General features: G+C 53.2%; 14 protein-coding genes. 5 read left to right on the top strand and 9 right to left on the bottom strand.

Features of this window, described 5'->3' with window-relative positions; translation table 11 throughout:
* Window positions 1-33 precede the first annotated feature (33 nt).
* On the top strand, window positions 34-939 hold the full coding sequence (locus tag ACXAFI_RS03720) for a cation diffusion facilitator family transporter (protein WP_475107735.1): 906 nt from the start codon (window positions 34-36) through the stop codon (window positions 937-939).
* 4 nt (window positions 940-943) lie between these two features.
* On the opposite strand, the gene ACXAFI_RS03725 is transcribed toward ACXAFI_RS03720, so the two are convergent.
* The 3 genes from ACXAFI_RS03725 to ACXAFI_RS03735 all read right to left on the bottom strand — a co-directional run bounded on the left by ACXAFI_RS03725 (window position 944) and on the right by ACXAFI_RS03735 (window position 4,874).
* Complete coding sequence (locus tag ACXAFI_RS03725) at window positions 944-2,467, bottom strand: succinylglutamate desuccinylase/aspartoacylase family protein (protein WP_475107736.1); 1,524 nt, start codon at window positions 2,465-2,467, stop codon at window positions 944-946.
* An 86-nt stretch (window positions 2,468-2,553) separates the two neighbouring features.
* The gene (locus ACXAFI_RS03730) at window positions 2,554-3,945 is read right to left on the bottom strand and encodes an MATE family efflux transporter (RefSeq protein WP_475107737.1); all 1,392 of its coding nucleotides are present in this window, start codon (window positions 3,943-3,945) and stop codon (window positions 2,554-2,556) included.
* A 215-nt stretch (window positions 3,946-4,160) separates the two neighbouring features.
* Window positions 4,161-4,874: an alpha/beta fold hydrolase gene (locus ACXAFI_RS03735; protein WP_475107738.1), complete on the bottom strand. Its 714-nt coding sequence runs from the start codon at window positions 4,872-4,874 to the stop codon at window positions 4,161-4,163.
* 126 nt (window positions 4,875-5,000) lie between these two features.
* Between ACXAFI_RS03735 and ACXAFI_RS03740 the strand changes: the two genes are divergently transcribed.
* The 3 genes from ACXAFI_RS03740 to ACXAFI_RS03750 all read left to right on the top strand — a co-directional run bounded on the left by ACXAFI_RS03740 (window position 5,001) and on the right by ACXAFI_RS03750 (window position 8,591).
* Window positions 5,001-5,618 carry an HvfX family Cu-binding RiPP maturation protein gene (locus ACXAFI_RS03740; RefSeq protein WP_475107739.1) on the top strand — a complete coding sequence of 206 codons (618 nt, stop codon included), beginning with the start codon at window positions 5,001-5,003 and terminating at the stop codon, window positions 5,616-5,618.
* A 49-nt stretch (window positions 5,619-5,667) separates the two neighbouring features.
* A complete protein-coding gene (gene rhlB / locus ACXAFI_RS03745; RefSeq protein ID WP_475107740.1) occupies window positions 5,668-7,197 on the top strand; it encodes an ATP-dependent RNA helicase RhlB in 1,530 nt (509 codons plus the stop codon).
* Between the two features lie 263 nt (window positions 7,198-7,460).
* A complete protein-coding gene (locus tag ACXAFI_RS03750; protein ID WP_475107741.1) occupies window positions 7,461-8,591 on the top strand; it encodes a hypothetical protein in 1,131 nt (376 codons plus the stop codon).
* A 37-nt stretch (window positions 8,592-8,628) separates the two neighbouring features.
* On the opposite strand, the gene ACXAFI_RS03755 is transcribed toward ACXAFI_RS03750, so the two are convergent.
* From ACXAFI_RS03755 to gatC, 6 genes are all read right to left on the bottom strand, one after another.
* Window positions 8,629-9,720 carry a glycosyltransferase family 4 protein gene (locus tag ACXAFI_RS03755; protein ID WP_475107742.1) on the bottom strand — a complete coding sequence of 364 codons (1,092 nt, stop codon included), beginning with the start codon at window positions 9,718-9,720 and terminating at the stop codon, window positions 8,629-8,631.
* Window positions 9,721-9,893: 173 nt separating this feature from the next.
* Window positions 9,894-10,727 (bottom strand): sulfate transporter CysZ, encoded by an 834-nt coding sequence (gene cysZ / locus ACXAFI_RS03760; RefSeq protein ID WP_475107743.1) that lies wholly within the window; start codon window positions 10,725-10,727, stop codon window positions 9,894-9,896.
* Window positions 10,728-10,759: 32 nt separating this feature from the next.
* Complete coding sequence (locus ACXAFI_RS03765) at window positions 10,760-11,059, bottom strand: PA4642 family protein (protein WP_475107744.1); 300 nt, start codon at window positions 11,057-11,059, stop codon at window positions 10,760-10,762.
* A gap of 61 nt (window positions 11,060-11,120) precedes the next feature.
* Window positions 11,121-12,572: an Asp-tRNA(Asn)/Glu-tRNA(Gln) amidotransferase subunit GatB gene (gene gatB / locus ACXAFI_RS03770; RefSeq protein ID WP_475107745.1), complete on the bottom strand. Its 1,452-nt coding sequence runs from the start codon at window positions 12,570-12,572 to the stop codon at window positions 11,121-11,123.
* 11 nt (window positions 12,573-12,583) lie between these two features.
* Window positions 12,584-14,029, bottom strand: coding sequence for an Asp-tRNA(Asn)/Glu-tRNA(Gln) amidotransferase subunit GatA (gene gatA, locus ACXAFI_RS03775; protein ID WP_475107746.1), 1,446 nt, complete (start codon window positions 14,027-14,029; stop codon window positions 12,584-12,586).
* 72 nt (window positions 14,030-14,101) lie between these two features.
* Window positions 14,102-14,389 carry an Asp-tRNA(Asn)/Glu-tRNA(Gln) amidotransferase subunit GatC gene (gene gatC, locus ACXAFI_RS03780; protein WP_444919769.1) on the bottom strand — a complete coding sequence of 96 codons (288 nt, stop codon included), beginning with the start codon at window positions 14,387-14,389 and terminating at the stop codon, window positions 14,102-14,104.
* 355 nt (window positions 14,390-14,744) lie between these two features.
* On the opposite strand from gatC, the gene ACXAFI_RS03785 reads away from it, so the two are divergent.
* Complete coding sequence (locus ACXAFI_RS03785; RefSeq protein WP_020412569.1) at window positions 14,745-15,779, top strand: rod shape-determining protein; 1,035 nt, start codon at window positions 14,745-14,747, stop codon at window positions 15,777-15,779.
* Window positions 15,780-15,891: the final 112 nt, after the last annotated feature.

A 15,891-nucleotide genomic window follows, 5' to 3' on the forward strand; every position in this document is an offset into this window, starting at 1 on the left:
GGGTATTACTAGGAATTTAAAGGGAGGGAACTCATGCACGATCACGTTCACCATCGCAATGGAAATGGCGCCCTCCGCCCGCTAATTATTGCTCTGATTCTGACGCTTAGTTTTTCAATTGTTGAGGCCATCGGTGGATGGCTGTCGGGCTCCCTGGCGCTACTTGGGGATGCCGCCCATATGCTCACAGATACTTTTGCCTTGGCACTGGGTGCTATTGCCGCGGTGCTGGCAAAAAAGCCGGCAGATCGTGAATTGTCGTTTGGTTGGGGGCGTGCGGAAGTATTGGCAGCAGTGACAAATAGCCTGATTATGTTGCTGATTGTAGTGGGAATCTCCTTTATGGCGATCAATCGCCTGCGCAATCCCCAGCCGGTGCATGGCAGTACGGTGATGTTGATTGCTGCAGCGGGTCTGTTGATCAATATTCTGGCGGCTTGGGTACTACTGCGTGGCGAACGCACACTCAATATTCGTGGCGCATTGCTTCATGTGATGGGGGATATGCTCGGCTCAGTAGCCGCCCTGGTTTCGGGTGCGGTGATTTACTTCACTGGCTGGGTACCTATTGATCCGTTGTTATCGCTATTGATCTGTTTTCTGATTCTGATTTCTTGCGTGCGTCTGCTGCGTGACGCGGTGGATGTGCTAATGGAGCGTGTGCCGCGGGAATTGAGCCTGCCAGTGGTGGGTGAGACCCTGGCAGCTGTGGTCGGTGTGCGCTCAGTACACGACCTGCATATCTGGCGCCTGGACTCCAGCACCATCTCCCTGTCGGCACATATTGTGGTGGATGATCTAACCGCCTGGCCGGCGGTGCTGGAGCGCTTGCGGGAGACTTTAATCAAACGCTTTGATATTGATCACATCACCCTGCAGCCGGAGCCTCTCGTACAGCCCCAGCCCAGGATTATCGACAAGGTGAGTAATCCACAGTAGTGGGCTAATCCTCGTCACCCCTTAATTCGGCGGTGCCATCGCCAGGCTCGCTCGCAGCATTCGTTGCCTGGGACTGGGGCTTTTGCACCGGTGGTTCTTCTGCGACCACCTCTTCTGGAGGGCTGATTTGCTCCTGCGGAGCCTGGATGCCGATGTGGTAAGCGGCGAAGCCCGGTTGTACCACCTGATCCAGCGCCATGCCGAGGATGCGGCCGTAGTGCTGTGAGCGGATTTCCGTACGCACATTGGTGATGGGATTGGTTACGGTGCCCAGCAAGTCCCCTTTGCGCACAAATTCTCCCAACTCTACCTCGCTGAAAATAATGCCGCCGGTAGAGGAGCGCTGCCAGGTGGAGTTGTAGTACACGGGCTCCGGGTCTCCCCACAGGCGGAATTTATTTACCATGCCCAGCTGGTTGAGCAGTGTGCGAATCCCTTTCACGCTATGGCTGACTGAGCGCTCGTCCAACACCATGGGGGCGCCAGCTTCCAAGGTGACTGTGGGAATACCCGCTTCCACAGCGGCGCGGCGCAGAGTGCCCTTGGCCCCGGCGCTGTGTAACACCACCGTGGAGCCGAAGCCCTTGGTCATTTTCACGATTCTCGGGTTGGTCAGATCACCGCGTAATTGCGGCAGGTTAGTGCGATAAAAAGAGCCGGTGTGCAGGTCAACCACGGCATTACAGTGGCTGATAATCTCGTGGAAAAAAGAATTGGCGATCCGTGAAGCGGAGGAGCCGTTGGGGTCTCCGGGGAAGTGCCGGTTCAGGTCGCGGCGATCGGTGAGGTAGCGGGAGCTGCGATGGAAACCCTGCAGGTTGACGATGGGTACGCCAATCACGGCGCCGCTCAACTGCTTCGCATCCAGGTTGTACATGACCCTGCGCACCGTCTCCACGCCATTTAATTCATCCCCATGTACGGCGGCGGTCAAACAGAGTACTGGCCCAGGATTGGCGCCGTTGACAACCAATACGGCGGTGGGACTGTAGACGCCCTCAAAGTGCTGGCTGGGGGACCAGGCCAGGCGGGTGGAGGTTGCCGGGGCAACTTCGGCACCGAGTAGGCGCAGGGGCTTGGCCTTTTCCACTTCCAGGGAAACATTCCCGGTTGGGGGGGCTTCTGGCGGAGTTGCCGGTTTTTCCGCGGGTTTGGCTTGCGCCTCTTGGTTTGTGGAGCCTGTTGGAGTCCCTTCGAACTCGCCGATGGGCTGGTCTAATTGTAGGTTTTCCGCCTGGGGCAGGGACTCCTGCGAGGGCTCTTCTGCATTTGCCTGCGGATTTTCATTTTGCTCTGCGACGCCGGTGGGTGGGCCCAGTTCGTTGATTACTGGTTGGTCCAGCTTTAAGTTTTCCGCCTTGGAGACTGCTTCCGCCTGATTTTCTTCCTGTACTTTTTCCTGCACCTTTTCTTGGGGTTTTTCTTGCGCGCCGCTGGAGTCACTCAGGGCCCAGGTCTGGGCTGAGGTCAATAGCAGGGCGAGGCTCAACAGGCGCCGGGGCCTGTTGGGAATAGGGCGCGGGATCATTCGGTAACTCCGGTTAACAACATGTGCGGGCAGTGCCGGTTATTGTTGTTGCCCGGCACGCTTGGGGACTTGGAGCGCCAGTATAGTCAAAGTGTTCCCTGGGAATGTGATCTAGCCCCTACTCCCCAGGTTTTGGAGATTGCCTTGCGGCTAGTGCGGCGCAGGCGTAGCGCCAAAAGGATTGAGGCAGTACCCAGGCCGATACAGACGCCCGTCCAGTAGCCATAAACCCCCCAGAAGTTTTCGCCCAGCCAATAGGCACTGGAGAGCCCCACCAGCCAGTATGAGAACAACTGGATATACATGGGCACGCGGGTGTCCTTGTAGCCTCGCAACGCGCCCCAGGCCATGGCCTGGGCGGCGTCCACCAGCTGGTAGGCAGCGCAGAGCAGCAGTAGGTTAGAAGCCACTGCGATAATTTCCGCGTTGTTGGTATAAGCCTGGACAAACAGGTGGCGAAAGGTGATCAGCAATACCCCGGTACCGAGGGCATATACCACACCGCTGCCGATCCCCACTTTACCGGCAAACAGCGCTCTCTTTGGGCGGTTCTGCCCGAGCAGGTGTGCTGTACGAATACTTAGAGCCTGTGCCAGTGCCAGTGCTACCAGGTAAAAAATTGAGCCGATACTCATACCAATCTGGTGAGCCGCCACAATGGCTGCGCCATAGGGGGCGAGTAGAATTGTCAGGCTGGCAAAAAATGTCACCTCACTGGCGGCGCCGACACACACTGGCAGCCCGACTGCCAAAAGGTGCCTCAAGATAGGCCAATCGGGCTTGGGTGGTATCAGTTTAAGTTTGAGCTGGTGATAGGCCGGATCTGTCGCGGCGTGCCAGAACAGGGCGATGGCGATCAGAGTACTGACCGCAGCGGTTGCCCAGCCGCAGCCTGCGCCTCCCATGGCGGGTATGGGGCCGGCACCAAAGACAAAGAGAATATCCAAAGGAATATTGAGTAGGGCGGCGGCCAGGTAAATACGCATGACCGGGCGAACCTGCCCCATACCCTCACAGTAGCCGCGCAGGGCGGTTCCCAAGGCGAAGGGCAGTGTGCCCACGGTGAGTGCCAGGATATAACCCTGCAATACCTGCCGGACTGGCTCTTCAGTGTCGATCCACTGGCTCCACACCGGAACGGCGAGTAGGGCGAGCAGCACCAATATGCCGCCGACTAAGCCGATCCAAAGCGCCTGGTGTAGCTGGGCGGCGCAGCCCTCTTCATCGCGGCCGCCGCGCAGGTGGGCGACAACCGGGGAAACCGCGGCGAGTAGACCGATAAGGGTAACCGCGCACACAGCCCAGATGCTGGAGCCCAATGCCAGTCCGGCCAGGTTCACCTCTCCGGCGTTGCCGGCGACAATCGTGTCCACAACGCCCATGCTCACCACGGCCAGGTTACTAACAACCAGGGGGCCTCCCAATGTGGTGAGGTGCGAGAGTTCGGTGGAGATGGCGCGTCGGTAAATCTTGAGCAAGGGAAAAACCAGATTTATTAAGGCGGAGCCTGTCGATGATTTTGGTATATCAGCCAAGTTCAGCCGGGATTGGGCAGAAAAAAATAATTGGGCAGTCAGTTGTGCCAAATAACCCTTAAAGCGGGGTGAGGGGCTGTAAGGGACTCTATAGCACGGATATTCCGCCGCTAAAAAGGCAGATTATTCTACGGCCAATTCGCGTTTTCTCCCAGCCGCTACTGAGAAATATCCTCTAATAATCTGGCAATTTTGTGCGGTGTGAGAAAGATACATCCATGGCTAGCGTCAATTTCCCGGTAGTGCCACCCCGGAATTTTTTGTGCGCGCTCCCCGCTCTTATTTGCTGGGGGATAGTGGGGTTTGGTGCAGCGAATATAGGTGCAGGCCGGCCCCTGCTCAGGGGGCACTTTTATTTGGATGGGGTCCAAATAGGTCTTCACCGGGTGCGGGGTCATATGACGACGCAGCCAATTTAATATTTCCTGGTCCCTAATTCCCAACTGAGCCGGGTCCATGGGTAAAAAGCAGCGGGTACCACAAATCTCTTTGGCTTCTGCCAGGCGTTTCTCTCGTAAATTTTCTGGCAATTGTTCGATAAACGCTTGGTCGGGCTTGGGGATAGCTCCATCCAGGTAAACGAGATGACGAATGCGTTCGGGGAGTGCGTCAGCGGCGCCCGCGGCCGCCATGCCCCCAAAACTGTGCCCCACTAAAATCACCTGATCTAGTTCCTCAAACTCGATCACATTCACCAGGTCCTGGATAAAGGTATCCAAACCAATCGAGGGTGAAAGCAAGTGATGCCTCTCCCCCAGACCTGTCTGGGTGGGGGTGAATACTCGATGCCCGCCGGCAATCAGCAACCTGGCCACGGGGGCCCAACACCATCCCCCGAGAAATAAGCCATGCACCAATAGGTAGGTATTCACTTTGTACTGACCTCATCCCGTCACCTGGAAGAACAAGCTTAGTCAGAGGCAGTGTAAGAGATGCTTGGGTCGCTCGACTAAAGTGAACACATACACTGAAGAGAGGGTGATAAGGATGGTCCTGTTATGAATACCCTGGGTCGTTGGTATGGTTGCTTTGTGCACTGGGTTCAGAAGATTGACTGGCTGGGGCCGCTGGCATTGCGAATTTATTTGGCGCCGATTTTTATTTTGGCCGGGCTCAACAAGATGGGGGACATCGACAGCGTGGCCGCTTGGTTTGGCAATCCAGATTGGGGGCTGGGCTTACCGGCCCCCCTGTTCATGGCCTGGGCGGCGGCACTGACGGAGTTTTTTGGCGGCATTGCCATACTCCTGGGCTTCGCCACCCGGCTGGTGGCAATCCCCCTGATGTTTGTGATGGCAGTGGCTGCGGTCACTGCACACTGGGAGAATGGTTGGTCAGCTTTGCCGGATAAAACCCTGATGCCCCCCTGGGAGTGGCGTAAGGACCTGATTGATGAGGCCATTACCCGCAAGGAGAAAGCCATAGAGTTATTAAAAGAGCATGGTAACTATGAATGGTTGTCAGAGACCGGCGGCTTCACCGTCCTGAAGAATGGTATTGAGTTTTCGGCGACTTACTTCATTATGCTGTTGGTACTTCTGTGCAGTGGGGCCGGGCGTTTCTTCAGTATTGATTATTGGCTGTGCCGCCACTGTAGCGGGCGAGAATCCACATAGAGTGGTGGTATACTCGCCGATTATTTGAACATTTGAGCGAGTATTTCACTTGATAGGAAAGTTGTTCCGTCGTTCCTCCTCTACTGAGGAGAAGAGCCCCCGCCAGGGAGATGAACGCTCCCAGCAGCGTAAAAGTGGCCAGAATCCCTCCAGTAAGCCCCGTAAGGGCCAAAAAGCCGAGGGGAAATCTGGTCAAGGTGAGGGGAGCTCACGCCGGGGCAGCGGCAAAGGCTCCCATAGAGGGCGCCAGCGCACCCATACCCCCAAGTCGGAAGCAGCAACGCCCTGGTCTCTGGACGACTTTCAGATTCCAGAACAGGAGGGCAAGGTCCGTTTCCATGATCTGGGTTTACCAGCAGAATTAATGCGTGGTATTCACGACTTGGGATTCCAGTACTGCTCGCCGATCCAGGGGCGTTCTCTACCTCATACCCTGAATGGCCACGACTTAGTGGGTAAGGCCCAGACAGGCACCGGTAAGACCGCAGCCTTCCTGATAACCGTTATTGATGATCTGTTGCGCCACCCCTTTGATGGGGAGCGCTACGCCGGCGAGGCCCGCTCCCTGATTATCGCGCCTACCCGCGAGTTGGTGATGCAGATCGCCGATGATGCCAAGGCGCTGTGCAAATACACCGGTCTGGAGATTCATACCCTGGTTGGAGGGATGGATTACGAGAAGCAGCAGCGTAATCTCAATGAGCGTTTGGTGGATATTTTGGTGGCGACACCGGGTCGTCTGTTGGACTTTGTCGGCAACCGCGATTGCTTCCTGGATCAGGTAGAAGTGCTGGTGATTGATGAAGCTGACCGCATGCTGGATATGGGCTTCATTCCCCAGGTGCGCCGAATCGTTCGTCAGACACCCCGCAAGACCCATCGCCAGACCATGTTTTTCTCCGCTACTTTCACCCCAGAGGTCGATGACCTGGTGGAGCAGTGGACCGAAGAGCCGGTAGTGGTAGAAATCGAACCGGAGCGGGTTGCCACCGATTCCGTTGAGCAGCATGTCTATCTGGCAGCTAGTGAGGAGAAGTACGCACTTCTCTACAATATCTTGCAGCGGGATGAGGTGGACAGCCTGATTGTCTTCGCCAATCGCCGGGATCAGTGTCGCCGTTTGCATGAACACCTGCTTGCCCACGGCATTTCCGCCGGTCTACTCTCCGGCGAAGTGGCACAGAACAAGCGCGTACGTACTCTCGATGACTTTAAGTCGGGTAAAACCAAGGTATTGGTAGCCACGGATGTGGCCGGCCGTGGTATCCATATCGACGGCATTAGTCATGTCGTGAACTTCACCCTTCCGGAAGAGCCGGAGGACTACGTGCATCGTATCGGCCGTACAGGACGAGCCGGCAAGACGGGTACTTCCATCAGCTTCGCCTGTGAAGATGATGCCATGCGATTGGAGCCAATCGAACAGCTACTGGGGCAGAAGCTCAAATGCGAAGTGCCACCGGAAGAGCTACTACAGGAGCCTCCGAGAGTTGAAGTGCGTCGCAGTGGTGGCGACAGGGATCATCGTGGAGGGCACGGTAATCGCCGCGGTGGTGGCCGAGGGCGCTCTCGCTACTGATCTTAATTATGCCAATAGGTCATTATGGCCTATTGGCGCCCTCAGGTATTTGAGTACTTTATTAACTTAAATCGTGGTCAATGTACCAATTTTTGTCTTTTTTTCTTTCTCCTTTCTTCCCCTCTCTTACTTTGAACTACACTTGAAAAGATTTTTTCTGTTGTTGGGACCACCATTCCGTAGGCTGTCAGGTTTTTTTGATACTTGAATTAATTGGCCTTGAGTTCGGATGTTTTTACCTATGTAAAATCAAAAAGACTCGAATGCGAACTCTCTTCCTTCACATCGGTTTCCATAAAACTGGCTCTAGTGCACTACAGCTTGCTTTAAAACAATCCACAAAGTTATTAAGTTCGAGAGGGATAGAATTCCTGTCTCTTGGAAAAAAAGGCAGTTCCTCTCGCACTGTAGATATCCAGAAAAAAAATGGCCGAATGTCCTATCGTCTGAACCGGCGACTTAGTGACTTACTGGCATCAAGTCGCGGTGATAATGTCGTTGTATCTGCGGAGCACCTGTGTTTTCTGCATACTTTTGAAGATATTGATAGCCTCTACAAGGAGTGTCGAAGATTTTTCGATCGCTGCCAAGTCGTTGTTTATTTGCGACGGCAGGATTTACAGGCATTCTCATTTAAAAGACAGGCTGCACGGGCGGCAGCACCTGATGTCAGTCCCTCCAGCTTGTTATTTGGGCATTGCGAAGGCGCTTTCCCACATCTCAGTACTGACTTAATGATGTATTTTGACTATTTTTCAAAGTTAAAAATATGGGCTGCAGCTTTTGGGGAAGCTGCCCTGAATGTGCGGGATTTCTCTACTGAGTTCTTGCGTGAAGGCGATGTGGTTAGTGATTTTTGCTCATTGCTTGGAGTGGATTTTTGCATCCCATCTGTTCGTGTGAATGAGGGAGTCGGCCGAAAGGAATTTCTGTTAACTAATAAGTTAATAGAGCTTGGCGTTTCTAAGTCGGAGATTAAAAAACTCAAGCCGATGATGAGGTTGGAAGTTTTGGAGCCTTACCCTGCAAAAGTTGAGGCAGAGCGCTTCTTTAGGCGATTTGAGTGCTGTAATAAATCGCTTAACAATAATTTTCTTAAACATTCTTCGGGTTTGGCATTTAGTGATGACTTTTCTGGGTATCCAGAAGAGGGAAATGACTATTTAACCCTGCAGGATTTATCCTCTTGGTTACCGCAGATTCTATCTGCCGGTGTGAGGCATCCCCAACAGTTGCGCGATGCTCTGTTAAGAGAATCTCTGCAAAGCCTGATGGGAGAGTACCCCGAAAACCCATTGTTATTACGTGAGCTTGAAGGAATTGTGAGATGCTTGTCCCCCGTTATTAAAGATAAGCCAGTTGATGTACCCCGGTTGTGGTCTCTTCGAAGCTGATTTCTACTGTAAGTGCTTTCTGGTACCAGCTGGTTTTTTATTTGCGAGTCAACTGTTTGTAGTGAGCGAGTACTTGGTGGGCAACTTTCTCCCAGCTGAATTTCTCTTGTACCACGGCAAGTGCGGCATCCCCCATACGATTGCTCAAATTTCTATCATTCATTAGTTGCTTAATGGCTCCTTGTAGATCCTCCACAGAGCCAGGCCTTGTCAAAATGCCTGTAATGCCATCGTTGACAATATAAGGCGTGCCGCCAACATTTGAGGCTATCAGGGGGAGTCCCGAGGCCATTGCTTCCAGCCCGGCGATACTCATTCCCTCCATAAAAGAAGGTAGCGAAGAGGCGTTTGCTGCACGGTAAATGTTTGACATCTCCTTGTTGCTTACATTACCGAGAAAGTGTGCGTGTCCTGAGCTTATTTTATCTTTTAGTAACTCTTTAATTTCTGCTGACTCTTTACCCTCACCAGCAACAACCAGATACAATTGAGGGTCATCAATCGCTGCAACTGCCGCAGCTAAAAAACGCACACCTTTTACCCGCTCGAGTCGACAGCCGATAGCAATAACATAAGCACTTGCTGGGATCGATAACTGTTCTCTGAGGGAGGATTCTCCCGGATGAAATACAGAAGTATCTACGCCATTACAGGTGAAGCTTATCGGTTTTTGGTAGCCAGTTTCTTTAGTGTTGGCAATAAGGGTTTCACTGACAGCAAGTATGCTAGAAGTAATATCCAATTGTTTGCGCATCTTCTTGAGCGCTTTCTTCCCTTTTTGTGCTCTTTTGACAAATGAGGAGGTATGATTGGTGAAAATAACGGGAACATCTAGCCCCTTGCAGGCATTTAAAGGGCGCATGCCGTGCACATGCACAATGTCAACTTTACGTTCACGTACTTGTTGGCGAATTTTTCTGCGTAATAGCCAGTCGTAGAGTAGATGACTATCTGGCAACTTCAGGCGCTCAACAGTTACATCGTCAAAACAGTCTGTTCCGGGAGTGTTCTCATAAGGCTTTCTGGTCAGTACGTGTACTGAGTGATTGAGCTTGGCAAGCGCTCTAGAGAGTTCGAGCACATGAGTCTGAACCCCACCGATGGAGGGTGGGAATTCATTGGTAATCATTAGGATATTCATTAACGCTTGTACTAATAATTAGATGAGTGAGTAACTGCCTAGCCAGTGTTATGCATTTTTAGTGAGTGGCAGACTTATTCTGCCACTCACTGGAGTTGAGGAAACATTTAGGTAGAGATCAAGAGACAGACAATTACCTTGTTTCTATGTATCGTTTCTATCTAGGCTGGGTATTGGTGAGAGTTTGTGCCGGGATCTCCCTCTCTCCGCAGCCGCTCTACCCAGAGTGCGGTACCCCCAGCTACTGCAGCGGGCATCACAAAGATATTTAAAATCGGTACCATCTTGGCCAGCATCACGGTTCCGCCAAAGGCGAGCGTGGTTAGTTTGCGCCGGCGTAATACACTTTTTAATTCTCCAAAAGGACGCTGGTGATTATCGAGAGGGTAGTCAACATATTGTATTGCCATACACCAAGCACCCCATACTGCAGCCAGGACGGCAGGGATAATTATGGTCCAGCTGGTTACTGTGGATATCAGAAAAATGATCACTCCCCAGAAAATAAAGTAACCCAGTTTGCGCATTTCCCGTCCCAGTGTGCGCCATACCATCTGTATCATTGGTTCAGCAGGAGGCGCTTTGCCGGTGAGAAGTTCTTCGACTTTCTCGGCTAGGAGGCCATTAAAAGGGGCCGCAATAATATTGGTGATTATTCCAAACAAATAGCCATAAGCGAGGAAGAATAAAAATAAAACCAGAATGGCAATAATCCAGGCGAGCCAGCGAAAAATGCTGGCGGTCCAGGCGGCGCCTTTAGCCATGACGGCTTCCCACCAGGACATATTGGTGGTATCTACTGGGGTGTGTGATAGGAGACTGCTGATATAGTCACTGAGGCCGCCAAGCTGAGTAATCATGATGCTGCTGATTACAATAAACAGCACCAGGTTAATCAGCAGGGGGACAAGGATAAATGGGCGCAGCTCGCGCCGGGTTAACAAGCGGGCGCCGCGCACCAGCGCGTCAATACCGTGGACTGGATTTGAAGTCATAAAATTACCTCTCGCGGGAGCGCGGCAGTTAATCAGTCTTTTGCGCCAGCGGCTTTTAGGATTTCTATATACTCGTTACTCTGGCGGTGCTCGCTTATGCGGGTTAACAGGGTATTGCCATCGGGTCCCGTGCTGTTGAGGTCGTGGCCATCGGCGAGAAACAATTGTACAAAAGTGGCAAAACTTTCCGCTTTCATACTGCGGTAGGCGCGCTCAAGTAAATGAAAATCCCGGTTGGTATTTTCAGGTGCTTCCCCCACCAGGAAGCCGGCAATTCGCTCCTCGTCAAACACTTCGCCGAGGACTTTTTGCTTGTCTTTTTTCAGGCTCAAAATCAATTCCTTACTTCTGTGAGAATAGCCAGGCGCGGACCTGGCTTTGTGTTTAAAAGGTCTAAAGCAATGCGTCGAGCTTTTCCTTGAGGATCTTATTGATCATCTGTGGATTTGCTTGGCCCTTGGAGGCTTTCATGATTTGACCGACAAAATAGCCCATCATTTTGGGGCGCTTGGATTCGTCGGCTTTGCGGTAGTTATCCACTTGGGCGCCGCTTGCGGCGATAACCGCCTCTACCATCTGTTCAATGGCACCAGTATCGGATACCTGCTTGAGGCCGCGCTTCTCGATAACTTCATCTGCGCTGCCCTCGCCCTCTGCCATAGCTTCAAAAACCTGTTTGGCAATCTTGCTGGAGATGGTGTTGTCTTTGACTCGTACGATTAACCCGGCGAGTTGCTGGGGGCTAACCGGGGACTCCTGTATAGAGATTTCCTGGCGGTTCAGCAGTGCGGCTAACTCACCGGTAACCCAGTTAGCGGCCAGTTTTGGTTCCCCGCAGGATTTGCAAACCTCTTCAAAGTAGTCCGCAATTATGCGCTCCTGGGTCAACTGATCGGCGTCGTAAGCAGATAAGCTGTACTCTGATTGGAAGCGCTCGGCTTTGGCATCGGGCAGTTCTGGTAACAGTTCGCGTAGTTGCTCTATGTAAGTGTCGGTGATCACTACCGGCAATAGATCGGGGCAGGGGAAATAGCGATAGTCATTGGCAACTTCTTTACTGCGCATGGAGCGGGTTTCATTTTTCTCCGCATCATACAATCGGGTTTCCTGCACTATGCTGCCGCCGTCTTCGAGAGTATCGATTTGGCGCTCGGCTTCGACTTTGATAGCACGTTCAACAAAGCGGAAGGAGTTGATGTTTTTTAGCTCGGTGCGTGTGCCCAGTTTTTCCTCACCTTTTAATCGCACAGAAACGTTGGCATCACAGCGCAGGGAGCCTTGGGACATATCTCCATCGGAGATGCCCAGATAGGTGACGATACTATGGATTTTTTTCAAATAGGCGACCGCTTCGGCGGCGCTGCGCATATCGGGCTCTGAGACAATTTCTATCAGCGGTGTGCCCGCACGATTCAGATCGATTCCGGACATGCCGTGGAAATCTTCATGCAGAGACTTGCCGGCATCTTCCTCCAGGTGGGCGTGGTGCAGGCGCACCTTTTTACTGCTGCCGTCCTCCAGGTGAATCTCAACTTCGCCAGCCCCGACGATAGGTTGTTCCAGCTGGGTTGTCTGGTAGCCTTTGGGTAGGTCTGGATAAAAATAATTTTTACGCTCAAAAACAGAGCGCTTGCCAATTTCCGCATTCATCGCTAAGCCAAACATTACCGCGTAGCGAAAGGCCTCTTCATTGGGTACAGGCAAGGTTCCAGGCATGGCCAAGTCCACGGCGCAGGCCTGGCTATTCGGTGCTGCACCGAAACGGGTGCTTGCGCCGGAAAAAAGTTTGGATTGGGTGGATAACTGTACGTGAATTTCCAGCCCGATAACGATTTCCCATTCCACGATAGATCTCCTTATACGGCGCTGGCTTGGTGCCAGTCGGTTACCTGTTGGTATTGATGCGCAACATTGAGCATGCGAGATTCACCCAGGTAGTTACCGGTAATCTGAAGCCCCACGGGTAAATTGTTTACCAATCCGCATGGGATAGACATACCTGGTAAGCCCGCCAGATTGGTGGCGATGGTATAGATATCCTCCAGGTACATGGCCACCGGATCGGCGCCTTTGGCACCCAGCTCGAAAGCGGGGGAGGGTGTGGTGGGCCCCATAATGACATCGACTTTTTCAAAGGCCTTTACAAAATCCTGTTTTATCAGGCGGCGTACCTGCTGGGCCTTGTTGTAATAGGCATCGTAATAGCCAGCTGACAATGCATAAGTGCCAACCAAAATACGGCGCTGGACTTCTTCGCCAAAGCCCTCCCCACGGGAGCGCATATATAAATCGCGCAAATCTTTGGGGTTTTCACAACGGTGCCCATAGCGCACCCCGTCGAAGCGGGACAGGTTGGCGGAGGCTTCGGCTGGGGCGATGACATAGTAAGCCGGTATAGCCAACTCTGTATGGGGTAGGCTGATATCCACCAGCTCGGCCCCGAGTTTTTCAAATTCCTTAAGAGCATCCTGTACGCGGGTGGCTGTTTCAGAGTTCAAGCCTTCCCCAAAGTATTCTTTGGGTACACCGATTTTGAGACCGGCGATGGCGTTGTTCAGTCCCACGGTGAAGTCTTCTTGCGAGCGATTCAGGCTGGTGGAATCTTTCGGGTCGTGGCCGGCCATGGCGGATAATAAATAAGCTGCATCTTCCGCATTGCGTGCAATAGGGCCGGCCTGGTCCAGGCTGGAAGCGTAAGCGACGATACCCCAGCGGGATGTACGGCCGTAAGTGGGTTTTAGGCCGGTGGTGTTGGTTAAAGCGGCGGGTTGTCGAATGGAGCCACCAGTGTCAGTGCCGGTGGCGCCGGGTACCAGTAGCGCTGCAACCGCTGCTGCGGAACCACCGGACGAGCCGCCCGGTACACAACGGGTATTCCAAGGGTTTTTCACCGGGCCATAAAAGCTGCTTTCGTTGGAAGAGCCCATGGCGAACTCATCCATATTGGTTTTGCCCAGGGTTACGGTGCCGGCGGCATTGAGGTTCTCCACTATAGTGGCATCGTACGGCGGAATAAAATTATCCAGCATCCTTGAGGCGCAACTGGTGCGTACGCCGTTGGTGCAGATGATGTCTTTATGGGCAATGGGGACCCCACACAGCGCGGGTGCTCCGCCTTTAGCCAAGCGTTGATCGGCGGTTTCGGCCTGGGATAGGGCGAGTTCTTCGGTTACGGTAATAAAGCTGTTGTAGTTGCTGTCTAGCTGTTGGATTCGTGCGAGTAGATGGCGAGTTAGCTCCACACTGGAGAATGCCTTACTCTGCAGGCCGCGGATCATCTCGGCAATAGTAAGCTGGTGCATGTTATTCCCTTAAAAGGCTCTGGGCGGGCTCAGGGCGAAATCGAATAATTAGGTGCTTGCTTGGGGCCCTGTTCAGTCGATGACTTTGGGGACTAGATAAAGTCCTTCTTCAGATTGCGGGGCCAAGTTCAGGAAACTCTGGCGTTGGTCAGTTTCTGTTACCGCGTCGGTGCGCAGGGTCTGCACTTCATCAAGCGGGTGCGCCATGGGGGCGACGCCGTCAGTGTTGACGGCCTGCAACTGGTCCACCAGCTGCAGGATATCCCCAAGGCGGCCGCTGACTTCTTCGATAGTTTCTTCGGATATGGCGATGCGGGCGAGTTCCGCCAGCTTCTCTACGGTTTGCGTATCCACAGCCATGGCAATAGAGCTCCTCCGGCTTCAGTTGCGAATCTGGGTTGCTCCGTATAAGGACGGGGCAGGGCCGGCAAATTTAGCACAATAGGCTGCTATTCTCACCGGCTCAGCTATAGGGGTAAATCTGCAATCGATTAGCGGGGCTTCAGCCTTGCTCTGAACCGGCGCCGTTGTTAGAGTTTGCCCAATCCTGCCGGGCGCCCAGAGACTCCGGCGTATTGCGTAAATTCCGATTCGAAATGCGGCTCGGAACTCAGAATTATTTGCGTGGACTAACTAGGATTTGTATCCATAAAATAAGCCGCGCCCGCAGTGCCCGACCTGGGGGCTGACAATTAGTACAAGGTAATCGAATTCCATGTTTAAACGTTTGCGGGGCATGTTCTCCAGTGACCTCTCCATCGACCTGGGAACCGCCAATACGCTGATTTACGTTCGCGATCGCGGCGTAGTTCTCGACGAGCCCTCTGTCGTCGCAATCCGTCACTATAATGGCCAGAAAATCGTTGAGGCAGTTGGAGTGGAAGCCAAGCGCATGCTCGGCCGTACCCCTGGCAATATCACCGCGATTCGCCCTCTAAAGGACGGTGTGATTGCCGATTTCCAGGTTACCGAGAAGATGTTGCAGCACTTTATCAAGAAAGTGCATGAGAACAGCTGGATGCGACCGAGCCCCCGCGTGCTGGTATGCGTTCCCTGTCAGTCCACCGAGGTGGAGCGCCGTGCGATTCGCGAATCTGCCCTGGGTGCAGGCGCCCGCGAAGTATCCCTGATCGAAGAGCCGATGGCGGCGGCGATCGGTGCTGGCCTGAATGTGGAAGAGGCCAGCGGTTCTATGGTGGTGGATATCGGTGGTGGTACGACAGAGATTGCCATTATCTCTCTTAACGGTGTGGTTTACTCCGATTCCGTGCGTATCGGTGGCGACCGCTTTGACGAAGCTATCGTCAACTATGTGCGCCGCAATTACGGCAGCGTTATCGGTGATGCCACTGCTGAACGTATTAAAGAAGAAATTGGTTGCGCCTACGCGGGCAGTGAGGTTCGGGAGATCGATGTGCGCGGCCGCAATCTGGCAGAAGGGGTGCCCCGTAGTTTTACCCTGAATTCCGATGAAATTCTTGAGGCACTGCAGGAGCCGCTGACTGGAATTGTTCAAGCGGTGAAAAGTGCCCTGGAACAATCTCCTCCAGAGCTGGCTTCGGATATCGCTGAGCGCGGCATGGTGTTGACCGGCGGCGGCGCCCTGTTGCGGGACCTGGATCGCTTGCTGATGGAGGAATCTGGCCTTCCGGTAATCGTTGCCGATGACCCCCTCACCTGTGTTGCCCGAGGTGGCGGCAAGGCCCTGGATATGCTGGATCGCAGCCGTTTGTACCTGATGTCCAACTGAGTCGATTGAAGCCGGCAGGTTACCCTAGCGATAATTGCGGTAGTCCTGTCGGCAGTTAGTTTCACGTTTCAGGGACATCCGATATATTGTGAGACCAATAATCACTGACCTG

The organism is Microbulbifer sp. ABH2_005 (assembly GCF_056160005.1).